The organism is Kluyvera sp. 142486 (assembly GCF_046569695.1).
Lineage (GTDB): Bacteria > Pseudomonadota > Gammaproteobacteria > Enterobacterales > Enterobacteriaceae > Kluyvera.
Genome location: NZ_JBKHUI010000017.1, coordinates 43,515 through 69,976, shown reverse-complemented (window position 1 = coordinate 69,976; position 26,462 = coordinate 43,515). Strand labels below are relative to the sequence as shown.

Annotated in this window: 23 protein-coding genes and 1 pseudogene; 8 read left to right on the top strand and 16 right to left on the bottom strand. The window is 57.2% G+C overall.

From position 1 onward, the window contains the following. Positions 1–43 precede the first annotated feature (43 nt). Positions 44–946 (top strand): LysR family transcriptional regulator, encoded by a 903-nt coding sequence (locus ACLGE8_RS17985; RefSeq protein ID WP_411000183.1) that lies wholly within the window; start codon positions 44–46, stop codon positions 944–946. 156 nt (positions 947–1,102) lie between these two features. On the opposite strand, the gene uhpT is transcribed toward ACLGE8_RS17985, so the two are convergent. The 7 genes from uhpT to ivbL form a co-directional block, all read right to left on the bottom strand. After that, positions 1,103–2,494 (bottom strand): hexose-6-phosphate:phosphate antiporter, encoded by a 1,392-nt coding sequence (gene uhpT / locus ACLGE8_RS17980; protein ID WP_395595776.1) that lies wholly within the window; start codon positions 2,492–2,494, stop codon positions 1,103–1,105. A 138-nt stretch (positions 2,495–2,632) separates the two neighbouring features. Then, positions 2,633–3,952, bottom strand: a complete 1,320-nt coding sequence (locus tag ACLGE8_RS17975; protein WP_411000181.1) for an MFS transporter — start codon at positions 3,950–3,952, stop codon at positions 2,633–2,635. 9 nt (positions 3,953–3,961) lie between these two features. Continuing rightward, a complete protein-coding gene (gene uhpB / locus ACLGE8_RS17970) occupies positions 3,962–5,464 on the bottom strand; it encodes a signal transduction histidine-protein kinase/phosphatase UhpB (RefSeq protein ID WP_411000179.1) in 1,503 nt (500 codons plus the stop codon). Continuing rightward, positions 5,464–6,054: a transcriptional regulator UhpA gene (gene uhpA, locus ACLGE8_RS17965; protein WP_411000177.1), complete on the bottom strand. Its 591-nt coding sequence runs from the start codon at positions 6,052–6,054 to the stop codon at positions 5,464–5,466. The genes uhpB and uhpA overlap by 1 nt, the downstream gene beginning before the upstream one ends. A gap of 146 nt (positions 6,055–6,200) precedes the next feature. After that, complete coding sequence (gene ilvN / locus ACLGE8_RS17960) at positions 6,201–6,491, bottom strand: acetolactate synthase small subunit (protein WP_333497970.1); 291 nt, start codon at positions 6,489–6,491, stop codon at positions 6,201–6,203. Between the two features lie 3 nt (positions 6,492–6,494). Next, on the bottom strand, positions 6,495–8,183 hold the full coding sequence (ilvB, locus tag ACLGE8_RS17955; RefSeq protein WP_411000175.1) for an acetolactate synthase large subunit: 1,689 nt from the start codon (positions 8,181–8,183) through the stop codon (positions 6,495–6,497). 103 nt (positions 8,184–8,286) lie between these two features. Beyond that, the gene (gene ivbL, locus ACLGE8_RS17950) at positions 8,287–8,385 is read right to left on the bottom strand and encodes an ilvB operon leader peptide IvbL (RefSeq protein WP_072011409.1); all 99 of its coding nucleotides are present in this window, start codon (positions 8,383–8,385) and stop codon (positions 8,287–8,289) included. Positions 8,386–8,605: 220 nt separating this feature from the next. Here ivbL and ACLGE8_RS17945 point away from each other — a divergent pair, with 220 nt between their 5' ends. Both ACLGE8_RS17945 and emrD read left to right on the top strand, forming a co-directional pair. Continuing rightward, the gene (locus ACLGE8_RS17945; RefSeq protein ID WP_411000173.1) at positions 8,606–9,439 is read left to right on the top strand and encodes an EamA family transporter; all 834 of its coding nucleotides are present in this window, start codon (positions 8,606–8,608) and stop codon (positions 9,437–9,439) included. Between the two features lie 175 nt (positions 9,440–9,614). Then, positions 9,615–10,799 (top strand): multidrug efflux MFS transporter EmrD, encoded by a 1,185-nt coding sequence (emrD, locus tag ACLGE8_RS17940; protein WP_411000171.1) that lies wholly within the window; start codon positions 9,615–9,617, stop codon positions 10,797–10,799. 25 nt (positions 10,800–10,824) lie between these two features. Here emrD and dsdC read toward each other — a convergent pair whose 3' ends face one another. After that, positions 10,825–11,796 (bottom strand): DNA-binding transcriptional regulator DsdC, encoded by a 972-nt coding sequence (dsdC, locus tag ACLGE8_RS17935; RefSeq protein ID WP_411000169.1) that lies wholly within the window; start codon positions 11,794–11,796, stop codon positions 10,825–10,827. Positions 11,797–12,026: 230 nt separating this feature from the next. On the opposite strand from dsdC, the gene dsdX reads away from it, so the two are divergent. From dsdX to ACLGE8_RS17915, 4 genes are all read left to right on the top strand, one after another. Beyond that, positions 12,027–13,364, top strand: a complete 1,338-nt coding sequence (dsdX, locus tag ACLGE8_RS17930) for a D-serine transporter DsdX (RefSeq protein ID WP_411000167.1) — start codon at positions 12,027–12,029, stop codon at positions 13,362–13,364. 17 nt (positions 13,365–13,381) lie between these two features. Further along, complete coding sequence (gene dsdA / locus ACLGE8_RS17925) at positions 13,382–14,704, top strand: D-serine ammonia-lyase (protein WP_411000165.1); 1,323 nt, start codon at positions 13,382–13,384, stop codon at positions 14,702–14,704. Between the two features lie 200 nt (positions 14,705–14,904). Continuing rightward, the gene (locus tag ACLGE8_RS17920) at positions 14,905–16,176 is read left to right on the top strand and encodes an MFS transporter (RefSeq protein WP_411000163.1); all 1,272 of its coding nucleotides are present in this window, start codon (positions 14,905–14,907) and stop codon (positions 16,174–16,176) included. Next, on the top strand, positions 16,176–17,471 hold the full coding sequence (locus ACLGE8_RS17915; protein WP_411000161.1) for a BNR repeat-containing protein: 1,296 nt from the start codon (positions 16,176–16,178) through the stop codon (positions 17,469–17,471). The genes ACLGE8_RS17920 and ACLGE8_RS17915 overlap by 1 nt, the downstream gene beginning before the upstream one ends. A gap of 81 nt (positions 17,472–17,552) precedes the next feature. On the opposite strand, the gene ACLGE8_RS17910 is transcribed toward ACLGE8_RS17915, so the two are convergent. The 6 genes from ACLGE8_RS17910 to ACLGE8_RS17885 all read right to left on the bottom strand — a co-directional run bounded on the left by ACLGE8_RS17910 (position 17,553) and on the right by ACLGE8_RS17885 (position 22,829). Further along, positions 17,553–18,365 (bottom strand): helix-turn-helix domain-containing protein, encoded by an 813-nt coding sequence (locus ACLGE8_RS17910; protein WP_411000159.1) that lies wholly within the window; start codon positions 18,363–18,365, stop codon positions 17,553–17,555. 109 nt (positions 18,366–18,474) lie between these two features. After that, positions 18,475–19,032: a radical SAM protein gene (locus ACLGE8_RS17905; protein WP_411000157.1), complete on the bottom strand. Its 558-nt coding sequence runs from the start codon at positions 19,030–19,032 to the stop codon at positions 18,475–18,477. Continuing rightward, complete coding sequence (locus ACLGE8_RS17900; protein ID WP_411000155.1) at positions 19,029–19,391, bottom strand: DUF202 domain-containing protein; 363 nt, start codon at positions 19,389–19,391, stop codon at positions 19,029–19,031. The genes ACLGE8_RS17905 and ACLGE8_RS17900 overlap by 4 nt, the downstream gene beginning before the upstream one ends. Next, entirely contained in the window at positions 19,381–19,728 is a 348-nt protein-coding gene (locus ACLGE8_RS17895; protein WP_411000154.1) for a YidH family protein, read from the bottom strand. The genes ACLGE8_RS17900 and ACLGE8_RS17895 overlap by 11 nt, the downstream gene beginning before the upstream one ends. Before the next feature lie 159 nt (positions 19,729–19,887). Then, a complete protein-coding gene (locus ACLGE8_RS17890; RefSeq protein ID WP_411000153.1) occupies positions 19,888–21,210 on the bottom strand; it encodes a 6-phospho-alpha-glucosidase in 1,323 nt (440 codons plus the stop codon). Continuing rightward, positions 21,207–22,829: an alpha-glucoside-specific PTS transporter subunit IIBC gene (locus tag ACLGE8_RS17885; protein WP_411000152.1), complete on the bottom strand. Its 1,623-nt coding sequence runs from the start codon at positions 22,827–22,829 to the stop codon at positions 21,207–21,209. Before ACLGE8_RS17885 ends, ACLGE8_RS17890 begins: the two co-directional genes overlap by 4 nt. A 298-nt stretch (positions 22,830–23,127) precedes the next feature. Here ACLGE8_RS17885 and ACLGE8_RS17880 point away from each other — a divergent pair, with 298 nt between their 5' ends. Then, a complete protein-coding gene (locus tag ACLGE8_RS17880; RefSeq protein ID WP_411000151.1) occupies positions 23,128–23,877 on the top strand; it encodes a GntR family transcriptional regulator in 750 nt (249 codons plus the stop codon). Here ACLGE8_RS17880 and ACLGE8_RS17875 read toward each other — a convergent pair. After that, the gene (locus ACLGE8_RS17875) at positions 23,834–25,495 is read right to left on the bottom strand and encodes a putative transporter (RefSeq protein WP_411000150.1); all 1,662 of its coding nucleotides are present in this window, start codon (positions 25,493–25,495) and stop codon (positions 23,834–23,836) included. The two genes, ACLGE8_RS17880 and ACLGE8_RS17875, sit on opposite strands and share 44 nt — an antisense overlap. 103 nt (positions 25,496–25,598) lie before the next feature. Next, a pseudogene (gene dinD / locus ACLGE8_RS17870) lies at positions 25,599–26,423 on the bottom strand (DNA damage-inducible protein D). Between the last annotated feature and the right edge of the window lie 39 nt (positions 26,424–26,462).

Below are 26,462 nucleotides of genomic sequence, written 5' to 3'. Positions count from 1 at the left end.
GAACATGCCATAATGTGCGTTACCTCCCTGAAGGAAGCCGCCGATGAAACCGGATCTCAGAACCCTCGACCTCAACCTGCTGAAAACGCTGGATGCGCTGCTCGATGAACGCAGCGTGACGCGAGCGGCCGCGCGGCTGTCGCTGACCCAGCCCGCCGTCAGCGGCATGTTGACCCGGCTGCGTGACAATTTTGGCGATCCGCTGTTTATCCGCGCTCCGCACGGTATGGTACCGACGCTGCGCGCCCAGCAGTTGGCGCCGGTGGTCAAACAGATCCTGAACGATATCAACACCCTGCTACAACCCGCACAGTTCGACCCGCTCACCGCCGACTTCACCTTCACCCTCGCCGCCACCGACTATGCGCTGAAAGCGGTGGTGGTGCCGTTTATCGCCGCGCTGAAGGTGCGTGCGCCGACGATTCGCGTCCGGGTGATCCCCGTTGAGCCGGAGCGGCTCACCGCGCAGTTCGAGCAGGGAAAAATCGACCTCGCGCTACTGACTCCCAGTACCACGCCGGGCGACCTGCACAGCCGCACGCTGTACGAGGAGCGCTACGTCTGCATGCTGCGCGCCGACCATCCCGATGCCCGCACGCCGCTGAGCCTCGACCGCTTCTGCGCGCTGGAGCATATTCTGGTCTCTTACGAGGGCGAAAGTTTCTGGGGAGTGACCGATGATGCGCTGGCAAAAGTGGGCCGTAAACGTCGGGTCGGGCTATCGGTGAGCAGCTTCCTGGTACTGCCGGAAGTGCTGGCCGTCAGCGACATGATTGCCGTGGTGCCGAGCCGCCTTGCCAGCGCTCACGCGTCAATCTGCGTGCAGGAGCCGCCGGTGGCGATTCACGGTTTTACCAAAAGTATGGCCTGGCACGAGCGTAATCATCGCGATCCAGCGCAGCAGTGGCTGCGCGAGTTGCTGCATGAGACCAGCCAACAGGCCTAAAGAACGTGTTCCGTCGTAGGCCGGATAAGCGAAGCGCCATCCGGCAGATTGCCGCATATTGCCGGATGGCGCTTCGCTTATCCGGCCTACCGTTCTCCAGACCACAGGTATAAAAAAGCCCGGTGCAGAACCGGGCAAAGAAGTTACCAAACACACTTACGCCATTTTTAACTGCTGAATCTTTTTCTCACGGCGAATTTTACGTTCTTCAAACACGGCGACGATAGCCATCAGGCAGATACAGCCGATAGCGGCGGTATCCAGCGCGGCAAAGGTGCCTGCCCAGCCGGTGAGGCCGAAGATTGGCGTGCCGTCGGCAATCATCCCCAGGCCCAGCTTGGCAAAGCTGTCGCCAATCAGGTAAGCGAAGGTGCCTTTAATCCCATCGGCGGCGCCGATGGCTTTTTTCGGTACGAAGCCAACCGCTGCCACGCCAATCAACAGCTGTGGGCCGAAGACCAGGAAGCCGAGGGCGAACAGCGAGGCCAGATAAACGTACTGGTTACTGGCATGCTGATAAACGCCCAGCGTCGCAATGATTAAGGCCAGCGCCACGCACGCCACCAGCGCACGACGGCCGTTGGCGAGGTCGGAGAGCCAGCCCCACAGCAGGGTGCCCACCAGCGCGCCAACTTCAAACAGGGTAAAGCCCTGAATCGCCACCTCTTTAGAGAGCTTCAGCTCCTGGAAAGCGTAGACCGTAGACCACTGGTCGATACCGATACGCACCACGTACAGGAAGATGTTGGAAAAGCACAGCAGCCAGATAACTTTGTTTTTCAGCACGTACTCAACAAAGATCTGCCACTTGGTCATGTCGTTGTCTTCGGTCTCTTTGTCCTCTTCACTGATCTCTTCACCGAACAGCTCTTCCGCTTTGCCGAGGCCATAAGATTCCGGGGAGTCGCTACCAAAACGCAGGCCGATAAAGCCCACAATCAGCGCGATGATCGACGGGAAGATAAACATACCGATAACGTGACCGTCGAACAGGACGTTAGCCCCGAACAGCGCTACGCCTGCGGCACCCGCACCGCCGAGGTTATGAGAGATATTCCACATGCCGAGGTAGGAACCGCGCTTGCGGCGAGGCGTCCACTTGGTGATGGTCGAATAGCTGCACGAGCCGCCGGTACTCTGGAAGAAGCCGCTCAGGCCGTAGAAGGCGATCATCAGGAACAGGCTGGTTGAGCCCGGCCCCATGCTGGCGCTGAAGCCGAGCATACAGATAGCGGAGAGGATCAGCATCAGCGGCAGGAACTGCTTGGTGTTCTTGCCGTCGGCATAGTAGGAGACCAGCGTTTTACCCACGCCGTAGGTGATGGAGAAGCCGAGGCCAATCATCCCGAGCTGGGTCATGCTCAGCCCGTAGGTGGAGATCATGTCGTTCTGCGCGATGTTAAAGTTCTTACGAATCAGATACATCGTCAGGTAGCCGATAAAGACCACCAGATAAGACTGCATGAACGGTTTGAACCACATTTTGCGCCGCACGTCGAGCGGCAGATCCAGGGTCGGCTTGCGCACCTGGTTTAAGAAGGCCAGCATGGGTATCTCCTGATTTTTATACCTGCGTGATAGCCGGTATTGTAAAAATCAGCGGCGCATCTGGCCTGAGACAGCGTCCAGGTGAAACCGGGAAAATTTCTTAGTTTTAGGGCATTCGTCTTAGAAAGGTGAAGCGGGTCACGCTTCTCGCGGCGCCTGGGCGTTTAAGAACGGCAGCAGCAGCAGCGCCGAGATGCCCGCCGCGATGGCAATCACCACGAAAAAGCCCGTCCAGTGCCACACTTCCATCACCTTCGCCAGCGGCCAGCCGGAGAGCGACGCGCCGAGGTAAGCAAACAGCCCGACGAAGCCGGTGGCCGCGCCCGCCGCCTCTTTGTGCGAGCACTCCGCCGCCGCCATGCCGATGAGCATCTGCGGGCCGAAGACGAAGAACCCGGTGGTGAAGAAGCACGCCGCCTGCATCACGTAGCTGGCGAACGGCATCAGCCACAGCGAGCCGACCGAGAGTAAAATCCCGGCGGCGAAAATCAGGTTCATCGGCCCACGGTTGCCGTTAAACAGCTTGTCCGAGCCCCAGCCCGCCACCAGCGCGCCGATAAACCCGCCCAGCTCAAACATGGTTACCGCCGTGTTCGCCGTCACCAGATCGACGCCCAGCGTCTCGGACATGTACAGGTTGCCCCAGTCGTTGATTGCCGCGCGAACCACGTACACCAGCACATAGCACAGCGACAGCAGCCAGATGTACGGGTTGAGCAGCACGTAGCGGGTGAAGATCGCTTTGCGCGTCAGCCCGGCGCCTTCCTGCTGTTGGGCAATCTCCAGCTCGTCGTGCCGCCAGTCGCCAATCGGCGGCAGACCAATCGCCTGCGGCCTGTCGCGCAGCCGCCAGAAGAGGAACAGGCCGACCACAATCGCCATGGTTCCAGCGATGGTCATCCCCGCGCGCCAGCCGTAATGCAGCGCTGCCGCTCCCATCACGATAGGGATCAGCGCACCACCGACGTTGTGCGCGGTATTCCAGATGGCCCACCAGCCGCCGCGCTCGTTGCGCGAGTACCAGGCGGTGAGCAAGCGGGCGCAGACCGGCGCGCCCCAGCCCTGGAAGAAGGCGTTCAGCGCCCACAGCAGAGCAAAGGCCCACAGCGAGGTGGAGAAACCGAACAGGATATTGACCACCCCGGTGGCAATCAGCCCGATGCCCATAAAATAGCGGGCGTTGGAGCGGTCGCTGACGATGCCGGAGATAAACTTCGACAGCCCATAGGTGATGTAAAACAGCGTCGCCAGCAGGCCGATATCGCTACGGGTCAGCACGCCGGTGGTGAGAATTTCCGGCACCGCGGCGTTGAAGCTTTTGCGGGTAAAGTAAAACAGCGCGTAGCCAAGCCAGATGGTCAGCAGGATATGCCGCCGCCAGTAGCGGTATTGCGCATCCACCTCCTGCTTGTCGGTGATGCGCGGGGCGTTATCTGGGGCCTTGAGAAATTGAAACATCGCCGTTCCTTACACGTAGCGCAGAGGCAAAGAGACGCTGACCCGCGTGCCGTGCATGCAGGAGATAGTGAGCGAACCGCCGAGCGCGGCCACACGCTCGCGCATGCCGGTGAGGCCAAAGCCCTGTTGATTCGAGCCCGGCGGCAGGCCGCTGCCGTCATCTTCCATCACCAGCATCAGCCGTTCATCCTGTTGCCAGCCCTGTAGCGTCACCGCGCTGGCGTTGGCGTGCTTCACAATGTTGTTGAGCCCTTCCTGGCAGACGCGGAACAGCGTCACTCGCTGGCTTTCACTCAGCGTTGACTCATCAATTCTCCAGTCGAGGTGGCTGACGATGCCACGGCTTTCCAGCTCCATTTCGCGCATCAGCGAACGGATGGCCTGCTCCAGCGAGAGGTCATCCAAATGGCGCGGACGCAGCCGCCCCAGCAGGCGGCGCACGGCATCGTAAACGCCCAGCGAAAGCTGCTCGATGTGCGCCCCGCTCTGCTTCACGCCCGCGTTCTCCGGGGCCAGACGTTGTACGATCCCGGCCTGAGTGCGGATGGCGGTGATGGTCTGGCCGATGTCGTCATGCAGCTCGCGCGCCACGTCGCGGCGCACGCTCTCTTCGGTCTCCAGCAGGCGCTCCGCCAGCCGGTGGTTGCGCGCCAGTTCGTTTTGCAGCGACTGGTTAAGCTCACGCAGCCGCTGAATGCCCGCACCAAGCAGCAGCCCGGTCAGGCTTTGCGCCAGCAGCGAGAGCAGTAAATCAACGGGGTGATCGTGCCAGGTCTGGCTGGCAATAAGGGCGATGGCGTTCATCAGGGTCGCAATCAGCGCCCCCTGCCAGCCGTAGTGCCAGGCCAGCGCGATAATTGGTAATGCGAGGCAGAACGGGGTAAAGCGCGACAGTTCTGCGGGCAAGCCGAGCTGTAGCCATAGACTGACGGTAAACAGCAGCAGATACCAGACCAGATGCCGCCCGCGCCAGTTTACCGGCTGCGACACCAGCGCCGGGCCGAGCGGCAGCCAGGTGGTGCTGGTGAGGTAGTGCCAGAACACGAGGCAGATAGGGGCCAGCGTCAGCCCGCCGGTTAAGGTCAGCAGTAAGGCATTAAGCGCCGCCTCCCCCTGCCACAGCCAGGGTAAAGATTGCAGCAGCGCCGCCGCGGTGAGCGCCGCGCCCTGGAGCAGCAACGTGCGCCAGTCGCGCTGATGGCGATAGCGGGAGATCAGCGCCACCGGCAGCAGCGTCAGTGCGCTTCCGGTCATCAATAATAACGCGTGGTCCAGCGCCACTTCCTGCGCCAGCCAGTAAATTAGCAGCCACTCTGCGCCTATCAGCACCGGCCAGTAGCCGCGCGGGCATTGCAGCATTAGCCCCAGACGCAGACCGAACGGGAACAGCAGCACCGCCAGCTCCGGGCGCTCCACAAGGTGCAGGCTGATACTCCACAGGCAGAACCACGCGGCGGAGAAGATAAAGAAACAGGCGACAACGGTAATGCACCGCGAAAAGAGGGTATTCATCACCAGCCGTCAAACATGCGGCGCGCCAGCTCTACGTCGTTGCTGACGCCCAGCTTTTCCATCAGGTTAGCGCGGTGAACGTGTACCGTTTTCGGCGACAGCCCCAGCTCGGCGGCAATCTCTTTTACCGCCATCCCCTGCGCCAGCTTTTCCGCCACCTGGCGTTCGCGTTTGGTCAACGGGTCCTGACGGCCTGCCGCCAGCTTGACGGCGATATCCGGCGTTAAATAGCAGCCGCCGGTCGCCACGGTGTGTACCGCGGCAATCAGTTCGTCTGGGCTACAGCGTTTGGAGAGAAACCCGCGCGCGCCCGCGTTCAGCGCTTGTTCGACCAGCGCCGGGCTGTCGTGGACGGAGAGCATGATAATCGCCATGCCTTTCGGCAGCTGGCTCAGCAGTTCAAGGCCGGAGATGTCCGGCATCGAGATATCGCAAATGCAGACCTGCGCCCCGCGCCCCGGTAGCCCCGCTAGCGCCTCGCGACCGGAACCAAACTCGGCGACCACCTGCAAATCTGGCTCAAGGCCGAGCAGTTGGGCAAAGCCAGAGCGAACGATAGTGTGGTCGTCGATAAGGGCTACGGTGATCATGGGTTTGTCCTGGAGCTGGGAAACGCCTGATGGCGCTGCGCTTATCAGGCCTACAAGAAGGTAGGCCGGATAAGGCGTTTACGCCGCCATCCGGCAAAGGCGCTTACCTTAACGATAAGCGCCCTGGTGTTCAAGTCTTGAGCGGACTACTCGAAGAAGACGCTTATCTTGTTGAACATCGACGGGTCGGACTGGTTGCGGGTCACTTTTACCACATCTTCCAGCTTGTCTATCTGGCTTATCATCTGCTCTAGTCGCTGATCGTCGTTGACCAATAGCCAGATGCGACTCTTATCGCTGTCATGAATCGGTAGACAGAGAATGCCTTCCACGTTGAATGCGCGACGGGCAAAAAGCCCGCAGACGTGGGTCATTACGCCCGGGTGGTTGCGCACGGTGAGTTCCAGAATAACGTTGTCATGAGTCTGTTGTTGCATGGCTTATTCCCCCACCATTTCGGTATTTGCCGCACCCGGCGGCACCATCGGATACACTTTTTCTTCTGCGTCGATACGCACGTGAATCAACGCCGGGCCCGGACGATTGATAATCGCCTGCAGCGCCGCCTGCGGGTCTGCTTCACTGTTTAAATCGCAGGTATCGAGGCCGAAGCCGGCGGCAATCTGCATAAAGTTAATCATGCCAGGATAGGTGGCAGCAAATACGCCCTGTTTGTAGAACAGGCTCTGCTGCTGGTGCACCAGCCCCAGCGCTTCGTTGTTCATCAGGATGATTTTCACGTCCAGCTGGTTTTCCGCCGCCGTCGCCATCTCCTGAATATTCATCATCAGGCTGCCGTCGCCGGAGAAGCACAGAATTTTTTTGTCCGGGTTCGCCAGCGCCGCGCCGATAGCCGCAGGCAGGCCAAAGCCCATGGTGCCGAGGCCGCCGGAGGTCAGCCACTGGCGAGGACGGTTCAGCGGGTAAGCCTGCGCCGTCCACATCTGATGCTGACCAACGTCGGTAGTGATAATGGCATTGTCGTCTACGCAGGCGGCAACGGCGTTGATCAGGCCGTAATGGCTGAGCGGGTCGCCCGCTTCAGGGATGGCGCCTGGGAACTCTTGTTGCAGCTCGGCCACTTTGCCGCGCCATTCGTCGCGCGGCTGGGCGTCAATTTGCGGCAGCAGCTGGGCCAGCACGTCGTCTACGTCCGCCTGAATCGCCACGTGAGCCTGTTTGATTTTACCCAGTTCGGCGCGGTCGATATCGACGTGGATAATCTTCGCATTCGGGCAGAACTCCGCCACTTTACCGGTCGCCCGGTCATCAAAACGTGCCCCTAAAACCACCAGTAAATCAGACTGTTGCAAGATGAAGTTGGTGCTGCGCGCGCCGTGCATCCCCAGCATGCCTAACGACAGCGGGTGCGCTTTTGGCAGCATGCCCAGCGCCATCAGGGTCATGGTGGTTGGCAGGTTGGCTTTTTCCGCCAACTCGCGTACGCGCTCCGGGGCATTGATCACGCCGCCGCCCAGATAGAGCACCGGGCGCTGCGCGGCGTTGATCATCGCTGCCGCCTCGCTCACGCTCTCCGCGCTGAATTCCGGCGTTGCCGCGCGACCGCCGGGTTCCGGCAGTTCGCTGATCTCGATTTCCGCAGTCTGAACGTCCTTAGGAATGTCTATCCACACCGGGCCTGGGCGGCCTGACTGGGCAATCCGGAAAGCATCAGCAATAACCTGAGGTAATTCATTGATGTTGCGGACTAAATAGTTGTGTTTAGTGATGGGGATAGAGATACCGTAGGTGTCGACTTCCTGGAACGCGTCGGTGCCGATTAACGACGAGGCCACCTGGCCGGTGATACACACCAGCGGAATAGAGTCGAGGCGCGCGTCGGCAATGGCGGTCACCAGGTTGGTCGCGCCCGGCCCGCTACAGGCCATGCACACCGCCGGTTTGCCGTGGGTTCGCGCCATGCCCTGAGCGATAAAGCCTGCGCCCTGCTCGTGTCGCGCCAGAATATGGCGGATTTGCGTGCTCTGGCTTAAGGCGTCGTACAGCGGAAGCACCGTGCCGCCGGGGATGCCGGTCACCATGGTGATACCCTGACGTTCCAGTAAATGAACGATTAATTGCGCGCCGGTAAAACGCGTGGTCTGTGATGTTGTGCCCGAAATTGCCATGCTCCAGTCCTTTCAACTAGGCCGACTATCCGGAGGGGGCTAGAAACTAAAAACCCCGCCCGGTTTGCGCCGGCGGGGTTTGGAATCGTGTGTGTTCCTGACCCTACGGCGCATTGCCGACGACCACCACCACACGCACGACGACCACCGCGGCTGGTAGCGCGGTTTTTAGTAGGGTCGAAGTCAGCATTGATGGGGTCATTAAGGGTCTTCTCTCAATTCGTTTAGTGAATTTATACAAACACAGCTTTTTTCTGCTGACAATGGAAATATTTTCATCTGCGCAAAAATGCGTCAAAGATCACGTTTCCGCGCAAAGGGGATTCTGCCGATCTGTCCTGTTTTCGCCCTATTTCTGGCCTTGGTCGCCGTCGGTCAGTTGTGTTAAATTTTGGTGAAATAACCCCAGGCAACGTATTCTCATGACGCTTTCTGTTTTCTGCATTTTGCTGTTTGCCGCCCTTTTACACGCCAGCTGGAACGCCATCGTTAAGGCGGGAAACGATAAACTCTATTCGGCTATCGGCGTCACTGGCTCCGCCGCGCTTATCGCGCTACTGCTGTTGCCCTTTGCGCCCGCTCCCTCGGCTGCCAGCGTGCCGTTTATGGTAGCTTCCACCGTATTGCAGGTGATCTACACCGTACTGGTAGCGAAGACCTATCAGATTTCTGATATGAGCCAGACTTACCCGCTGATGCGCGGTACCGCACCGCTGCTGGTCGCCATCATTAGCGTGCTGTTTCTGGGCGATCATCTTTCAACGCTGGCCTGGGGTGGCATTGCGGTCATCTGTACGGCGATCCTGGGAATGGCGTTCAATGGCCGAGGGGGTTCGCAGCGCGGTGTGATGTTAGCGCTGCTGAACGCCTGGATTATTGCCGGTTATACCCTGATCGACGGTACCGGCGTGCGCCTTTCTGACACCGCGCTGGGATATACGCTGTGGTCGTTTTTCCTCAACGGTTCCAGCCTGCTGTGCTGGGCGATGATCGCCCGCCGTCGCGAAGCATCGCGCTATCTGATGCAGCACTGGAAAAAAGGCCTGATGGGCGGCATGGGGACGATGGGCTCCTACGGCCTGGCGCTGTGGGCGATGACCCAGGCCCCGCTGGCGGTGGTGGCCGCACTGCGTGAAAGCTCGATTCTGTTCGGCGCGCTGATCGCCTGGCTGCTGCTCAAAGAACGGGTCGCCGGGCTGCGCCTGGTAGCTGCTGGCGGTATCGCTGCGGGTGCCATTTTGCTACGCCTCTCCTGACGAAACTGGCAACTATTGTTGCCGTTTACGTGTATAAATCCTGCCTGCATCACACATTTCATTTACATGACATGTGATTAAATCGCCACCTCATTGTGGTAGATTCCTCTCGCTTTTAGCGCAATTCCTGGACATTTATTCTTATAAACCCAATTTTTATAAAGTTATCAGCGAAATGAAAAGAGATAGAAACGTCAATATCCTGGTGATGCTGGTGTTGCTCGTCGCCGTCGGTCAGATGGCGCAAACCATTTATATTCCTGCAATTGCGCAGATGGCGAACGACCTCAACGTTCGCGAAGGGGCGGTGCAAAGCGTGATGGCGGCCTATCTGCTGACCTATGGCGTTTCGCAGCTGTTCTACGGCCCGCTTTCCGACCGCGTAGGCCGTCGCCCGGTGATCCTCGTCGGGATGTCGATTTTTATGCTGGCGACGCTGGTGGCCATCACCACGCACAGCCTGACAGTGCTCATTGCCGCCAGCGCGATGCAGGGGATGGGGACCGGCGTAGGCGGCGTGATGGCGCGAACCTTGCCGCGTGATCTGTATGAGGGCAGCCAGCTTCGACATGCCAACAGTCTGTTAAACATGGGGATTCTTGTCAGCCCGCTGCTGGCGCCGCTGATTGGCGGCGTGCTGGAGACGCTCATCAACTGGCGTGCCTGTTACGGTTTCCTGCTGGTGCTTTGCGCTGGCGTCACCTTCAGCATGGCCCGCTGGATGCCGGAAACGCGCCCGACCGGCGCACCGAAAACCCGGCTTATCAGCAACTACAAAACGCTGTTCGGCAACAGTGGCTTTAACTGCTACCTGCTGATGTTGATTGGCGGCCTGGCCGGTATCGCGGTGTTTGAAGCCAGCTCCGGCGTGCTGATGGGCGGCGTGCTGGGCTTAAGCAGCATGACGGTCAGTATCCTGTTTATTCTGCCGATTCCGGCGGCGTTCTTTGGCGCCTGGTTTGCCGGGCGGCCAAAAAAACGTTTCCCGACGCTAATGTGGCAGTCGGTGGTGTGCTGTCTGGCGGCAGGCGTGATGATGTGGATACCTGGCCTGTTCGGCGTCATGAATATCTGGACGCTGCTGGTGCCTGCGGCGCTGTTCTTCTTCGGCGCGGGGATGCTGTTCCCGCTGGCGACCAGCGGCGCGATGGAGCCCTTCCCGTTCCTCGCCGGTACCGCTGGGGCGCTGGTTGGCGGCCTGCAGAACATTGGTTCCGGCGTGCTCGCCTGGCTGTCGGCAATGATGCCGCAAACCGGGCAGGCCAGCATCGGGCTATTGATGACACTGATGGGGCTGCTGATTTTCCTCTGCTGGCTGCCGCTGGCGTCGCGCTTCGCGCATCAGAGTCAGGCGGTGTAATCAGGACCGGTTTTCTCGCTCTCCCCTATGGGGAAAGGGGACCATTCGCGGTCGTTTTTATATTTGCCGCCTGGTTAACCTGCTCCTGAAGCCAACCAATAAACGCCTCAATTTTCGGCCACTGCCTGCCGGGCAGCGTGGTGACGTAATAATGCTGATGACATTTCAGCGCCTTATCACCAAAGGGAGCCACCAGCTCCCCGCTGTCGAGGCGTTTTTGCACCAGCCGCTTTCGTCCCATCGCTACGCCGATATGGTTCATCGCCGCAATCACCGCTAAATCAGAACGATCGAAGCCAATGCCAGACGATGTCGGCAAGTTCACCGCATACTGCTGCGCCCAACTGTGCCACTCATCGGTTCCCGAATCGTTACTCCACGCCTGCCTGTCGTGCAGCAACGTACAGTGCGGCAGGTTCACCAGTGAGCCGGTCAGATCGTAGCGGCGAGCGTACTCCGGGCTGCATACCGGCAGAATCTCTTCATCCATCAGGAAATGGTGCGTGAGCTGCGCGGACGGCGCATCGTCAAAATAGAGCGCCAGATCGACCCCGGCACGCTGTAAATTGACGTTGTCGTTGCCGGTCAGGATGGTCAGGGAAATGGACGGGTAGCGGCGGGTAAAGTCACCGAGTGCTGGAACCAGCCAGCACTGGGCGATAGAAGGCCGCGAGTAGACGGTGAGCGTCCCCGAAAGCTCCTGATTCTTGATATCAAGAATCTCCTGGTTGAGCGTATCCAGCGACGATTTCAGCGCCCAGAACACCCGTTTGCCTTCGTGAGTAAGCTCCACTTTGCGGTGCGAACGGACAAACAGCTGAATGCCTAACTCCTCTTCCAGCTGATTAATCCGGTGGCTAACGGCGCTGGGGCTTAATGACAGCTCGTCCGCCGCCAGCGCAAATGACTGATGCCGGGCCGCCACTTCAAAGGTATACAGCTTCGACAGCTGCCAGCCGTTAAGCAGCCGATTTCTGACCTCGCGTAGGGGATCCATACTCACCTCTTTCATCCTGATTTCTCTTCGCCAGAGTGTAAAAAAACCCGCGCTAAAAATCAGCACAAAGGTGATGCAGAGTGAATCATATCGCATAAAAGCAGCGTAAGTAGACACAAATCACCCATTTGATTCAATCTGGCTCATGTGAGTGGGGATTTATATCGTTTGTCAGACCCTGCCCTGTTTTTGTCCAATAACCCCAGGTTAATCACAGGGCAAGGTGAGTTATGCACTCTCAAATCTGGGTTGTGAGCACGCTGCTGATAAGCATCGTGTTGATCGTTTTGACCATCGTGAAGTTTAAATTCCACCCGTTTCTGGCGCTGCTGTTAGCCAGCTTCTTCGTGGGGACGATGATGGGCATGGGGCCGCTGGATATGGTCAATGCCATTGAGAACGGCATCGGCGGCACGCTCGGCTTCCTTGCCGCCGTTATCGGCCTCGGGACCATTCTGGGCAAAATGATGGAAGTGTCCGGCGCGGCCGAACGCATCGGCCTGACGCTACAGCGCTGCCGCTGGCTTTCCGTCGACGTCATTATGGTGCTGGTTGGGCTGATTTGCGGGATCACGCTGTTTGTGGAAGTGGGCGTGGTGCTATTGATTCCGCTGGCATTCTCTATCGCCAAAAAGACCCATACTTCACTGCTGAAGCTGGCTATCCCGCTGTGTACGGCGCTGATGGCGGTGCACTGCGTGGTGCCACCGCATCCGGCGGCGCTGTTTGTGGCCAACAAACTGGGCGCGGACATTGGCACCGTGATTGTCTACGGTTTACTGGTGGGCTTAATGGCATCGCTTATCGGCGGGCCGCTGTACCTGAAACTCCTCGGTAACCGTCTGCCGTTTAAGCCAGTACCGGCTGAGTTTTCCGACCTGAAAGTGCGTGATGAAAGTACGCTACCGTCGCTGGGCGCCACGCTGTTTACCATACTGCTGCCGATTGGCCTGATGCTGGTGAAAACCGTCGCGGAGCTGAACATGGCGAAAGGCAGCACGGTGTATACGCTGCTGGAGTTTATCGGTAACCCAATCACCGCGATGTTTATCGCCGTTTTCGTGGCCTATTACATTCTCGGCCTGCGTCAGCACATCGGCATGGGTGCGCTGTTGACCCACACCGAAAACGGTTTTGGCTCCATTGCGAACATTTTGCTGATTATCGGCGCAGGTGGCGCGTTCAACGCTATCCTCAAGAGCAGCGGGCTGGCGGATACGCTCGCGCTAATCCTCTCGAACATGCATATGCACCCGATTCTGCTGGCCTGGCTGGTGGCGTTAATCCTGCATGCCGCAGTGGGCTCCGCGACGGTGGCAATGATGGGCGCGACGGCAATCGTGGCACCGATGCTGCCGCTCTACCCTAACGTTAGCCCGGAGATCATCGCTATTGCCATCGGTTCTGGTGCTATTGGCTGCACGATCGTCACCGATTCCCTCTTCTGGCTGGTCAAGCAATACTGCGGCGCCACCCTGAATGAGACGTTCAAATACTATACAACCGCGACATTTATCGCCTCGGTTATTGCACTGGCGTGCACATTCCTGCTTTCCTTTATTATCTAAGCGCAAAGAGACTGACTATGGAAAACATTCAAACACTTATCGCCCAGCATCCTGTAGTGGAAGAGTTGGTCGCTCTCAAGGAAACGGCCTGGTTTAACCCTGGCACCACCTCTCTTGCGGAAGGTTTACCTTATGTTGGCCTGACCGAGCACGATGTCCAGGACGCCCACGCTCGTCTGACGCGCTTCGCGCCGTATCTGGCGCAGGCCTTCCCGGAAACCGCCGCCACCGGCGGGATTATCGAATCTGAGCTGGTCGCTATTCCCGCGATGCAAAAGCGGTTAGAAAAAGAGTACGGGCAGCCTATCAGCGGCGAACTGCTACTGAAAAAAGACAGCCATCTGCCGATTTCCGGTTCAATTAAAGCGCGTGGCGGCATTTATGAAGTGCTGACCCATGCGGAAAAACTGGCGCTGGAAGCCGGCCTGTTGACCACCAAAGACGACTACCGCGTGCTGCTTTCGCCCGAGTTCAAACAGTTCTTCAGCCAATACAGCATCGCCGTCGGCTCCACCGGCAACCTCGGAATGTCGATTGGCATCATGAGCGCCCGTATCGGCTTTAACGTCACGGTGCACATGTCCGCTGATGCCCGTGCGTGGAAAAAAGCCAAACTGCGCAGCCACGGCGTGACGGTGGTCGAGTACGAGGAAGATTACGGCGTGGCGGTTGAACAGGGGCGCAAGGCGGCGGAGTCCGATCCAAACTGCTTCTTTATCGACGATGAAAACTCCCGCACGCTGTTCCTCGGATATGCGGTGGCCGGGCAGCGCCTGAAGGCGCAGTTTGCCCAGCAGGGGCGCGTGGTGGATGCCGATCATCCGCTGTTTGTCTACCTGCCGTGCGGCGTCGGCGGCGGCCCTGGCGGCGTGGCGTTTGGCCTGAAGCTGGCATTTGGCGATAACGTCCACTGCTTCTTCGCCGAGCCAACCCATTCACCGTGCATGCTGCTGGGGATCTATACCGGGCTGCACGACACCATTTCCGTGCAGGATATCGGCATCGACAACCTGACGGCGGCAGATGGGCTGGCGGTGGGTCGCGCTTCGGGCTTTGTTGGCCGGGCGATGGAACGTCTGCTCGACGGTCTGTACACGCTGGAAGACCAGACCATGTACGACATGCTGGGCTGGCTGGCGCAGGAGGAAGGCATTCGTCTTGAGCCGTCGGCGCTGGCAGGCATGGCAGGCCCTCAGCACGTTTGCGCCTCCACGGATTACCAGCAGATGCACGGCTTCAGCGCCGAGCAGCTCAATCACGCCACCCATCTGGTGTGGGCGACCGGCGGCGGTATGGTGCCGGAAGCTGAAATGGCGCAGTACCTGGCAAAAGGACGTTAAACCGGACTGAACTCAAGCAGCATCGCCGCCGTTGCGCGATGCTGCTTTATCACAATCGTGCCACTTCTCCTGGCATTGTGGCATCTCAGGTCAAAGCGTATTGCCGCACGTCACACTCCGCTCTCCTGCCGCCAACGTTAAGAAGCGGCGTCGATATACTCCAGGCTATCTCGTATCCCTACGATAAACCGGAGAACACAATGCAACAGGCTGAAAAATCGGTCGGCCGCGGCGGTTTTACCCTGCTCATCTGGGTACTGCTTCTGCTCCTCGGCTGCGTGCTGTTTTTCTTTTCGCTCGACCGGCAAATAGTTTCCATCCTCAAAACCACGCTGATGCAGGAGTTGGGGCTGGATAACAGCGATTACTCGGTGCTGATCAGCGCCTTTATGATCCCCTACACCTTCATGTATTTCTTCGTCGGCGGCATCGTCGACCGCTTCGGCAGCCGCTACGTGCTGTGCGCGCTGATGGTATTGATGTCGATTGCCACGCTGATCACCGGCCTGTCGCATTCGATGACCGGGCTTATCGTCGGGCGCGTCATGCTGGGGCTGGCGGAGTCCGGGATTGTGCCGGCGCTAACGCTGGCGGTCTTTACCTGGTTTCGCGCCGAACAGCGCGCCTTTGCCTTCCAGCTCACCAATATTATTCAGTCGTTGGGGCTTATCCTGGCACCGCCGTTTGTGGCCTGGGTGACCCTTTCTACCGGCTGGCGCTGGGCATTCTTTATCCCAGCAATGGCGGGCGTGGTGGTCGGGGTGATGTGGTATCTCTCCAGCCGCAAAACGCCGCCTGCCGCCGACGATACGGCGCAGGTGAGCGCCGTCAGCGTGCCGCTGGTTGAGCGCTACAAGATGGTGTTGACCTCAAAACCTATCTGGGCGCTGCTGATTGCTCGCCTGCTCACCGACCCGTTCTGGTTCTTCTATCAGTACTGGCAGGTCGGCTTTATGCAGGAAAAAATCGGCCTGACGCTGGCGGAAGTCGGCAAGCTGATGTGGCTGCCGCCGCTGGTTGCCGTCTTTGGCGTGCTGGCGGTGTGCTGGGCCTCTGACCGTCTGGTGGCGCGCGGCATGGATGCCACCCGCGCCCGCCTAACCATCATCTGGTCCGTCACCTGTCTGGCGCCGCTGGTGTTCCTGCTGCCGTCCATCAGCAACGCCTACGCGGCGGTGGCGATCATGACGGTGATTAACTTTATGTGCACCGCCTGGCTCAGTATGGCCACCATTATGATGGGCGGGCTGGCACCGCGCGTGGCCATCGCCACCGCTATCGGCGTGATGAGCGCGCTGGGCGGCGTGACCTCCATTATCTTTAACGGCTTTGTCGGCACCATCATCGACCACTTCGGTTACTCGATGCCGATATACGCTGGCGCAACGCTGCATCCGATCGGCGCGCTGGTGCTGGCCGCCTTCTTCTTACGTCGTAAAAAATCTTTTGTTGCTCGTCCGGAGACCGTCTGATGACCGATATCGTTGTTGCGCCCGTGGCAGACGCCTGCGCAGATTTCACCGTGCTTTACTGTCTGATGAATCATGGCAATCACCAGTTCGCCGCCTGGTATGACGCGGAGCACCGCATTACCGTGGGCCAGCGCGAGCTGCCCGACGGCCCGTGGCAAACCTTTCAGCCGCAGGGGCTCTGGCTACCGGAGCGCGAACGCTACTCGCATATCACCGAGTTTGATTCGCACAATTACCTGACGATGGCGGTAGATAGCGCCGGATATCTGCATCTTTCAGGCAATATGCACGTCGACCCGCTTATTTATTTCCGCAGCCGCGCGCCGCTGGATGTGACCACGCTTGAGTGCGAGCCCGCGATGACCGGCGAGCGCGAAACTCGCGCCACCTATCCGGTGTTCTTCAAAGACATGCAGGGCCACCTGCTGTTCCGCTATCGCGACGGCTGCAGCGGTAACGGTGATGATCTGTACAACATTTTCGACGCCGAGCGTCAGCAGTGGTCACGCCTGCTGGAGACGCCGCTGCTAAACGGTGAAGGGGCGCGAAACGGCTACGCGCGCCAGCCGCTGCTGGGGCCGGATGGCTACTGGCACATGGTGTGGATGTGGCGTGAGACGCCGCACTGCGAAACCAATAACAATCTCTCCTATGTGCGCAGCCGCGACCTCCAGCACTGGGAAAAATCGGACGGCACGCCGCTTGCGCTGCCTATCGCCCGCCATCAGGGCGAGATTGTCGACGATGCGGGCATTGGCGGCGGGCTGATTAATATGGTGCAGGAGGTGGGCTTTGATAATCAGGCGCGCCCGGTGCTGATTTACCATCGTTATGATGACCGGGGGCAGTCACAGGCCTTTCTGGCCCGCCCGGATGGCAAAGGCCACTGGCAAAAAACACAGATAAGCCAATGGGATTTTCGCTGGGACTTTAACGGCGGCGGGTCGATTCCCCCGGACGTGACGCTCAGCGCGCCGCGCGCTATCGGCAACGGTCAACTTGAGGTGGAGTGGACCTCAACCTGGGCCGGAAGCGGAGTGTGGATTATTGATGACCGGGAGCTTAGGGTTGTGGGTTCACTGCCGCTGGTTTCGCCGCTTCCTGATACGCTGCGGCTGCCAAGGCAGGGCATTGCGCCGCAGGCGGAAGTGCAGTTGATCCCGGCGCAAAACAGCGATTATCGCCCGCAGAGCCGCTATTGGCTGCGTTGGGAGGCGCTGCCGATATTCCGCGATATTCCACACGAGGCCAAAACAGGGTCCACGCAGCTGGAAGTTGTGGAGGTTGTGTCGTAGGCCGGATAAGGCGGTTACGCCGCCATCCGGCAACGGTGCTATGTGATGCCGGATGGCGCTACGCTTATCCGGCCTACGGGATTAGCGGCACTGATTCGGTGATACACCAAACTGGCGACGAAAAGCACGAGAAAAGTAGCTAACATCGCCAAATCCACAACGAACCGCAATGTCATTTACCGAATCGTCGGTAAAGCGCAGCTGATAGTGGGACTGTAATAGCCGCACGCGGGCAAGATACTGCTGGGGCGAGACGCCGGTGTAGTCGCTAAACCCGCGCTGTAGCGTGCGCCGGGAGAGACCAAACTCGTGGCACAGCGCGTCAAGGTCGAGCGGCTGCTGCCACTGGCCGTTGAGGCGAATCAACACCTGGCTGATGCGGTCCTCGCTGGAGTGAAAATCCTGGGTTTTATAGCGCCACAGATTCAGCGTATGCAGCACTTCGAGAAAAATCATCTCTTTATGGCTTTCCGCCAGCAGTTTGTCGCTGAACTCCGCTTCGTTGTGGCTGGCGAGGCGGTCAAACACTCGCTGCATGATGCCAACATCCACCTGCCAGACGTTGCTTTCACCTTCCTGCGGCAAGAGATAGTCGATCTGTTTGATAAAGTTAAAGTTATCGCGCCCCAGATAGAGCAAATTGACCTGCTGCAAATCCTTCATCTCTTCAAACAGGTGGTAATCCTGCCGGTTCAGGTAGCAGAGCGTCCCGCTGCTCAGCAGCCAGGGCTTTTCATTGATGACGTGGATGCCGCTACCGTGCCCGACCAGGAATAGCTCGCAGTATTCATGGGTATGTTCATGGCTGATATTTTTTTCCGGCTGCCAAAAATGGAACACCACGCTTTCCAGCGGATGGTGAAAGTGGGTTTCCCGGGGTAGCACGAGCGGCATAGACACTCCAGATGCGTCATCACAGTGAAGAGATAGTGATACCAGAATCCGCAGCGGAGACCTTGAGTTGTTTGCCATCCGGCAGACCCGTCTGGCAAACAGAGAAAGCTTATTCAGCCTGACTTAACATCGCCATTAATTCGCGCGGCGAGCGGTGCTGTTTAAGGAGATCGCGCAGCGCTTTCATGTACGGCGCGCTGTAGGTAAAGAAGTGACGATAGCCCGCGCAGAGGGCATTTTTTCCGTCAGCCAACCGGCATTGTGGGACGCCTTCGTGGCAGAATCGCAGCACCGGACATTCGCGGCACGCGTTGTTAACATCATCCAGATTGCAGGTGAAACCGCGCCATATAGCCAGCGTAGACTCAAAAAGATGAAGCTGGATTTTATCGATATCTTGCCGCACCCAAAGGTCAAATACGGCACAGAGAAAAGCGCCCCACTCATCCGGCTGCACCGACGCGGCGCTGAGATTTCCCGCCTCGTCCGTATCTACCTGCGGGATAATCTGCACGCGTGAAGCCCCACTGCGACGCAAATCCCGATACCAACGCTGCGGCTGTTGGCACAGCTGGCGGTTCACGATGACGCGAGTCGCATCGTCTGATAGGGGGAAACCATTGTGATAGCGCCCCGTGAGAGCTGCTTCGGCCTGACGTCCTGTCATGCAAAATCCTTTATAAAAATAATAAGCTGACGAATATGAGTTACAGCAAACAACAATGCGAGTGATAACACCGCGAGGGAGATCAAAAATTTATCACGTACCGCGCGCGGCTGAATAAAATCACTTTGCGTGATGTCCATAACGTTTCGATTGCGAGTGTACTGCCAAAGGATGATGGCAACGATCGCGAGTACGACAATCGATAGCCAAAACAGCCCTCCGGTCTGGTGCCAGTTATGCTTTAACGCTAGCGCCATCAGCGCGCCATAACCAAGCAGCGTGCGAAACCAGGCAAGAGATGTACGTTCCGGCTGCAGGCCAGGATCGGCCTGACGACGGGCTTTACGGCTATCCGGCATAGAACACCAGAATCATCACCACCGCAGCAACCAGCGACAGTATCAGGCTTATCACCAGCAGGCTGCGGGTGTAGGGCAAATCCTCTTTTAACCGCATGGCTTTCTCATTGCGCAGCCAGCGTAGATAGCCGTAAATCGCCAGCACACCGGCAAACAGACAGAGCATCAGCGCCAGCGCCTCGCGGATCACCGGCGTCGCAAAATCTGGAGCCAGCTGATCGAGCCCAACGCCTGCCGCCAGGAAACCCAGCGAGGTACGAATCCATGCCAGAAAGGTACGTTCGTTGGCCAGAGAGAAGCGGTAGTCTGGCGCTTCTCCCACGCGGGAAATTTTCATGACGGCTCCTTATGCCCAGCTAATGTGAGTAAGTTACCGCAATAGCTTACGTGCTCTCGCTGCTTTTTACATCAGTATGCACCGTCTCACATCCCAACACCTGAAAACAAAAATGCCCACAGAACAACGTTCTGTGGGCAGGACTCGCTCAATAGGTGCTTAGTTTAACGATGGCCAGTAGTCTTTATTGGCCTCAATCAAATCATCCAGAATCGCTTTTGCCACGGAAGCACTCGGCACCGTTTTCGACAGCGTAATCGCCTGCCACAGCTTGTGGTATGAACGATGCTCCCAGGCATCGACGACCAGTTTTTCCACCGCCACCTGCTGGCTCATCATCCCTTTCTGGAAGTTTGGAATATCACCCACCGTCAGCGGTTCCGGGCCGTTGTGGCCGACGAGGCAGGGAATCTCAACCATCGCATCAGCGTCGAAGTTATGGATGGCGCCGTTGTTCGGCACAATGAGCAGCATTCTTTCCTGAGTGTTAAAGGCAATTGCGGTCGCAAGATCGACGATGTAGGAAGCATGTTCGTCAATTTCCAGATCTCCCGCCGAGGATTTACCCGCCGCGATAATCGCCCGGCATGCGCTGAACACATTCTTTTCACGATGATCCATCACTTCGTTGGCGCGGGTACGTTCCGGATTTGAGTGCGCCACCACGTAGTCTGGGAACAGATAATATTTCAGGTAGGTGTTCGGCATGGTATCCGGGTCCAGCGCCTGTACATCTTTCGCTTTGGCGAAAGTATCATTCCAACTGGCTTCCGTGTGTGGATCGTTAGATGGCGGCACATAGCCGTACTTCGCGACATGTTCGCGTAATTTAGGCATCAAATCGTTACCCTGAAGGTCTTCGATAGATGTCCACCAGCCAAAGTGGTTCAGCCCATAGTAGCGAACGCGCATCTGCTTACGGTCTTTCAGACCGACAATCTGCGCCATCCGTCCTTCAATACCGATAGGCATATCGCAGATATTGAGGATTTTGGCATCCGGACGCAGGCGACGGGTCGCTTCCGCCACAATCGCCGCCGGGTTGGAGTAGTTGAGCATCCAGGCATTCGGCGAGTATTTTTGCATGTAATCCACCAGCTCCAGCACGCCGCCAATGGAGCGCATACCGTACGCAATGCCGCCTGGGCCACAGGTTTCCTGACCCAGTACACCGTGGCGCAGCGGGATCTTCTCATCCTTTTCACGCATCGGGTATTTCCCTACGCGAATATGCGCCATCACGAAATCGACGTCGGTAAAAGCGGCCTGTGGATCGGTGGTGTAGCTAAATTCAATCTCCGGCGCCTGCTCTTTAAGAATCACCTTACAGGCTTCTGCAATCGTCTCCTGACGCGCACCGTCGTTGTCGTAAAATTTCAGCGCTCGCAGTGGAAAACGATCCTGATTTGCCAGCAGCATCAAGACGATACCTGGGGTAAAAGTACTGCCGCCGCCTGCGATAACAACTGAGAATTTTTTCATGATACTGCCTCCGTCATGGTGGTTTGTTCGGTCTGTAGAGAATCTTTCATCAGGCTTTCAAGCTGGTCGCGGACCTGTGGAACATGCAGGCCAACGATGACCTGAATACCGTTTCCGCGGCGCACCACACCGTGCGCGCCCAGCGCTTTGAATACGTCATCACTTTGCGTTTTAGCCATATCGGTTAGCGCAATACGTAATCGGGTCGCACAGTTGTTGATGCTTTCAATATTGGCGGCTCCGCCCAGCGCCTGGAGGATGCCTGCCGCCTGGCCTGATTTGGTGTCATTCGCGCCAGCCGCTGAGGTTTTGCCACGCGCGGCCTGGTAGTCTGCTTTGCTGTAGAGCTTGATTTCACTGTCTTCACGGCCCGGCGTTTTCAGATTGAAGCGCAGAATTAAGGCCCGGAAGACGATGAAGTAGAGGGCGGTAAAGCACACGCCGATGCCTATCTGGGTAAACATCACCGACGCATGGTTATGGAACATCGGGATCCAGTTTTGTGGGATAAACTGGTCAAGAAGGCCGCCGCCAAAATTCCCCACCACGCCACACATATACATCACCGTCGACATAGTGGCCGCCAGCACGGCGTGAATGGCGAACAGCAGCGGAGAGATAAACAGGAAGGTGAACTCCAGCGGTTCCGTAATCCCCACCAGCATGGCAGTCAGCGTGGCAGGAATCAGCAGCCCCGCGACTTTTATGCGGTTTTCAGGCGCTGCGGTGAAGTAAAGCGCCAGCGCAATCCCGACAGAGCCGAATACTTTTGAGTTACCGTGCAGCGCAAAGCCGCCTTCCGGAAACAGCGTTTTAAGCGACTCGGTGCTTTGGCTGAATTCCTGGAGATGCTGAGCCCAATAAACCTGAATTCCGCCTTCAACCGCCGCCGGGCCAAAAATAAAGGGACCATAGACGAAGTGATGCAGGCCTGTTGGAATAAGAATGCGCTCAAGGAAGGTATAAACCCAGACCCCCAAAGCCCCGGCGCTGCGTAAAAATGCCTGCAGCGATTCAATGCCCATTTGGACTTTTGGCCAACCTAAAAGCGTTAACCACGCACAGGGGATCATGGCGAGGAAAGCCACTATCACAACAAACGAAGAACCCTGGAAAATACCGAGGAACACCGGCAGTGGTTTATCAAAATAGCGGTTATGCAGTGCGGTCACGATACCCGAAATGACAATAGCGCCAATGATACTGGTATCCAGCGTCTTAATCCCGGCGATCATTGTTAGACCGCTTCCCGCAACCGGGTCAGCGGAAAAATCGACGCCAAAGAAGTGCCCCCAGGTCATGCCCATGGCATTGATGAAGTAGTTCCAGGTCAGGAAACTCACCAGCACGGCCAGACAGGCCCGCCCCTGCGCCTGTTTAGCGAGACCAATCGGTAAACCAACGGCAAAAATAAGCGGCATGTTTCTGAATACCGTCCAGCCACCTTCTTCAATAATGTGAACAATCTGAGCAAATAAACTGTCAGGTGCAGTGAGTGCGTCACCCACAAACATTGGATTACGCAACATAATGGCGATACCCACCACAATCCCCGCGAAAGGAAATAATAAAACCGGGGTAAACATGGCGCCGCCAAAGCGTTGTATTTGACTGAGCATTTAGCAATCCTCATTTAACAACTCGTAGGGTAAGTGGCCTTATTAGTGTTAATTTCCGGCCTGCTACGAGAATAGGAATTACCCCGTCAGACAACATGCGGTGAGCGTGCGATTCGTGATCGCTTTCATGGTTTTAATTCACGCTATGTTGTCTAATTTTTAAGATAAACATAGACATGTCAGATAACTGAATTCCGTGCCGTGATGAGGATTCTCATTATTTGCCTGTAATTTGTTACTTTTTAATAAGAAACGCCGGTTCAATAACCCAGGTTTGATTGGAAATAGAGGTCTAGAAGTGATCTATAAATCTATTGCGGACAGGCTACGTCTACGGCTCAACTCATCCGATTTCAACATTGGCAGCCCGATTCCAGGCGAGAAAGCGTTAGCGCAGGAATTTGGCGTTGCGCGGATGACCATTCGCAAAGCGGTCGACCTACTGGTCGAATGGGGTCTGGTAGTTCGCCGGCAGGGTAGCGGCACCTATGTTGCCCATAAAGACATCCACCATGAAACCTCAAACCTGACCGGGCTGGCCGAGATATTACGCAAGCAGGGCAAAGAGGTGACAAGCCACGTTCTGGTTTTCGAGGTGATGCCCGCTCCGCCCGCCATTGCCAGCCAGCTTCGCATTCAAATCAATGAGCGGATCTACTTTTCCCGGCGGGTACGCTACGTTGATGGAAAGCCCTTGATGCTTGAAGACAGCTATATGCCGGTTAAGCTTTTTCGTAACCTGTCGCTGGTGCATCTGGAGGGGTCAAAGTTTGATTACATCGAGAAAGAGTGTGGCATAACGATAAGCGGTAACTATGAGTGCCTGGCCCCGGTGCTGGCTGATAAGCAGTTGGCCCAGTCGATGAACGTACCCGAACAAACACCGCTGCTGCGTATTACCTCCCTTTCCTACAGCGACAGCGGTGAGTTTCTTAACTATTCAGTGATGTTTCGTAACGCCAGCGAATACCAGGTGGATTATCACCTCAGGCGTATCCAGAGCCCTAGCTCATCCCCCAGAACAGCACCGCCAGAAGCTGAGGCGTGATGATACGCAGGAACATCACCAGCGGATAGACGGTCGCGTAGGAGAGCGCCGCCGCGCCGCTGGTCGCATGCAGGTTGTTGGCAAATGCCAGCGCTGGAGGGTCGGTCATCGAACCGGCCAGCATGCCGCACAGGGTCAGATAGTTCATCTTCGCCAGAACCCGAGCCAGTATCCCCACCGTCAGTAGCGGAATACCGGTAATCAGGATGCCGTAGCCAATCCAGCTGAGCCCGTCGCCCTGCACCAGCGTGTCCACAAAATCCCCGCCGGACTTGAGCCCTACCACCGAGAGGAACAGCACAATCCCCAATTCGCGCAGCGCCAGGTTGGCGCTCGGCGGCATAAACCAGTAGAGCTTGCCGATGCTGCCGATACGCCCAAGGATCAGCGCCATAATCAGCGGCCCGCCTGCCAGGCCTAGCTTTAACGCCACCGGGAAGCCGGGGATAAATAGCGGAATAGAGCCGAGCAACACGCCGAGACCAATGCCGATAAACACCGGCAGCATCTGCACCTGCTGCAATTTCTGCTGGGCATTACCCAGATCGGAGGCGACGGCATCAATGGCCGCCGGGCGCCCCACGAGGTTGAGGATATCGCCAAACTGCAGGCTGGCATTGCTGCTGGCGACCAGTTCAACCCCCGCACGGTTTAAGCGGGAGATCACCACGTCATAGCGTTGTTTATAGTGCAGATCGCGGATTTTCTTGCCTAGCACCTTCTCGTTGGTCACCACCACCCTTTCCACTTTCAGGTCCGTACCTCGGGTGGAAAGCGACGTTTCAACCTCTTTGCCGATCACCAGTTGCGCGCTGCGCAGATCTGCAGGTTCACCTACCAGATGCAGCAGATCGCCACTCTCAATAATGGTCGTTGGTGACGGCACCATCAGCGTTTCACCCCGTTTGAGGCGCGAGCAGATAATTTTATCGCTGTTGATAACGGGCACATCCTGAATCGCCATATGGTTCAGGTTAGGATTCTCAACGCGGATATTGATGGTCTGAAGATGAGAATGACTGGAACCCGTCTGCTCATCGAAGCGCTGCGCCTCTTTGTCGACGTTAATACGAAAGAACAGGCGTACCAGCCACATGGTGAGCAGAATGCCACAGATACCAAACGGATAAGCCATCGCGTAGCTCATGCCCATCTGGTCCACGACGCTAAACGGCTCGCCAAGATCGCGCAAAATTTGCTGACCAGCGCCCAGCGCAGGGGTATTGGTCACCGCGCCGGAAAAAATACCCAGCACGACGGGAAGCGGAATCGCGAAGATTTTATGCAGCAGCGTGGTGACCAGGCCGCCAAGAACCACAATCAGAATGGCAAACAGATTCAGCCGCAGGCCAGAAACGCGCAGCGAGGCGAAGAACCCCGGCCCCACCTGAATCCCTATGGTATAGACGAACAGAATCAGGCCGAATTCCTGGATAAAGTGCAGCATAGGGCTGCTTAGCGTGATGCCTGCCTGATCGACAAAGTGGCCGACGATAATCCCACCGAACAGCACGCCACCAATGCCAAAGCCGATTCCGCGAATTTTGACGTTGCCAATCCACAGCCCGACCACCGCCACCAGCGCCAGGATGCTTACCGTCAATGCTATATCACTCATCGTATCTTCCCTGTGAATAACATTATTAACACCAGGGATTATGTCTGAGTTGAAGGGAGTTTGTATGTAGTACGGCGCACATTAATCGACTGATGAAAAATCACTATTCAGGTGCATCTTTACTCTTAGCCGTATTTTCTAACTGCTGAATACTTTTATCAGGGGAAGGGAGTGATTCTGGCATCGTACCGCCAAGATCCTTGATGGTCTGACGCACCTTTTGACCCACTTCGTAATGCGTCTGATTGGCGATTTGCTTTGTGTTGACGTCGTCGCGGCGCAGCTTTTCTTCGGTTTGCGTGGCACGAAATAGATTTGCCGCAAGCTCGGTGGATCACATATGGTCGAGGATTTTCTGGCTTTTTCTCAGCCCCTTGCGTTCATGAATCGCCTTTTGATCAAGGCCGCCTTACAGCCCTTTGTAACCATGATTTTGGAACACAGCGAAATCCAGAGCCGTCGCAACCCCCGCCTGATGGGCGGTTTCGACCAGATGTTTGTTATGTGCTTTAAGCTCATTGCGAAGAAAAAGACGTTTCTCATCCTCTCGCAATGACTTAAAGGCTTTGTCCTCTTCCAGCTCCTGGCGTCGGGTTTGTAATGCAAAGTAGGTCTGCCCTGCTGCAATCACGGGTTTAGAGGGATCGCCGTTTTGTACAACCAGATAGCAGGCATAGCGGGATAACTTCACGTCACCCAGTTCTCGCTGGGACCCGGAACCTATTTTAACCATTGCGAGGATCTCCTCGAAATGGTCCTGAGCCGACTGGCCACTATTGGTGCACGCCTCCCTGGCTCGAGCCAAGACCGGCGTAAAGTGTCGATATTCAGAATATTCAAGTAGCTTAGATAACGCTCGGGCAGACCAGAATTCCATGCCGCTGTTCCCGATTTGTTTTATTGCTTCAAAGGGTTGGTGATCGTTCATAACATGTCCTTTTGTTTTGACTGTGTGTGATCATTTTTT

Coding starts and splice junctions, on each gene's coding strand:
- ACLGE8_RS17985 (WP_411000183.1), top strand. CDS start 44: ATGAAACCGGATCTCAGAACCCTCGACCTCAACCTGCTGAAAACGCTG.
- uhpT (WP_395595776.1), bottom strand. CDS start 2,494: ATGCTGGCCTTCTTAAACCAGGTGCGCAAGCCGACCCTGGATCTGCCG.
- ACLGE8_RS17975 (WP_411000181.1), bottom strand. CDS start 3,952: ATGTTTCAATTTCTCAAGGCCCCAGATAACGCCCCGCGCATCACCGAC.
- uhpB (WP_411000179.1), bottom strand. CDS start 5,464: ATGAATACCCTCTTTTCGCGGTGCATTACCGTTGTCGCCTGTTTCTTT.
- uhpA (WP_411000177.1), bottom strand. CDS start 6,054: ATGATCACCGTAGCCCTTATCGACGACCACACTATCGTTCGCTCTGGC.
- ilvN (WP_333497970.1), bottom strand. CDS start 6,491: ATGCAACAACAGACTCATGACAACGTTATTCTGGAACTCACCGTGCGC.
- ilvB (WP_411000175.1), bottom strand. CDS start 8,183: ATGGCAATTTCGGGCACAACATCACAGACCACGCGTTTTACCGGCGCG.
- ivbL (WP_072011409.1), bottom strand. CDS start 8,385: ATGACCCCATCAATGCTGACTTCGACCCTACTAAAAACCGCGCTACCA.
- ACLGE8_RS17945 (WP_411000173.1), top strand. CDS start 8,606: ATGACGCTTTCTGTTTTCTGCATTTTGCTGTTTGCCGCCCTTTTACAC.
- emrD (WP_411000171.1), top strand. CDS start 9,615: ATGAAAAGAGATAGAAACGTCAATATCCTGGTGATGCTGGTGTTGCTC.
- dsdC (WP_411000169.1), bottom strand. CDS start 11,796: ATGGATCCCCTACGCGAGGTCAGAAATCGGCTGCTTAACGGCTGGCAG.
- dsdX (WP_411000167.1), top strand. CDS start 12,027: ATGCACTCTCAAATCTGGGTTGTGAGCACGCTGCTGATAAGCATCGTG.
- dsdA (WP_411000165.1), top strand. CDS start 13,382: ATGGAAAACATTCAAACACTTATCGCCCAGCATCCTGTAGTGGAAGAG.
- ACLGE8_RS17920 (WP_411000163.1), top strand. CDS start 14,905: ATGCAACAGGCTGAAAAATCGGTCGGCCGCGGCGGTTTTACCCTGCTC.
- ACLGE8_RS17915 (WP_411000161.1), top strand. CDS start 16,176: ATGACCGATATCGTTGTTGCGCCCGTGGCAGACGCCTGCGCAGATTTC.
- ACLGE8_RS17910 (WP_411000159.1), bottom strand. CDS start 18,365: ATGCCGCTCGTGCTACCCCGGGAAACCCACTTTCACCATCCGCTGGAA.
- ACLGE8_RS17905 (WP_411000157.1), bottom strand. CDS start 19,032: ATGACAGGACGTCAGGCCGAAGCAGCTCTCACGGGGCGCTATCACAAT.
- ACLGE8_RS17900 (WP_411000155.1), bottom strand. CDS start 19,391: ATGCCGGATAGCCGTAAAGCCCGTCGTCAGGCCGATCCTGGCCTGCAG.
- ACLGE8_RS17895 (WP_411000154.1), bottom strand. CDS start 19,728: ATGAAAATTTCCCGCGTGGGAGAAGCGCCAGACTACCGCTTCTCTCTG.
- ACLGE8_RS17890 (WP_411000153.1), bottom strand. CDS start 21,210: ATGAAAAAATTCTCAGTTGTTATCGCAGGCGGCGGCAGTACTTTTACC.
- ACLGE8_RS17885 (WP_411000152.1), bottom strand. CDS start 22,829: ATGCTCAGTCAAATACAACGCTTTGGCGGCGCCATGTTTACCCCGGTT.
- ACLGE8_RS17875 (WP_411000150.1), bottom strand. CDS start 25,495: ATGAGTGATATAGCATTGACGGTAAGCATCCTGGCGCTGGTGGCGGTG.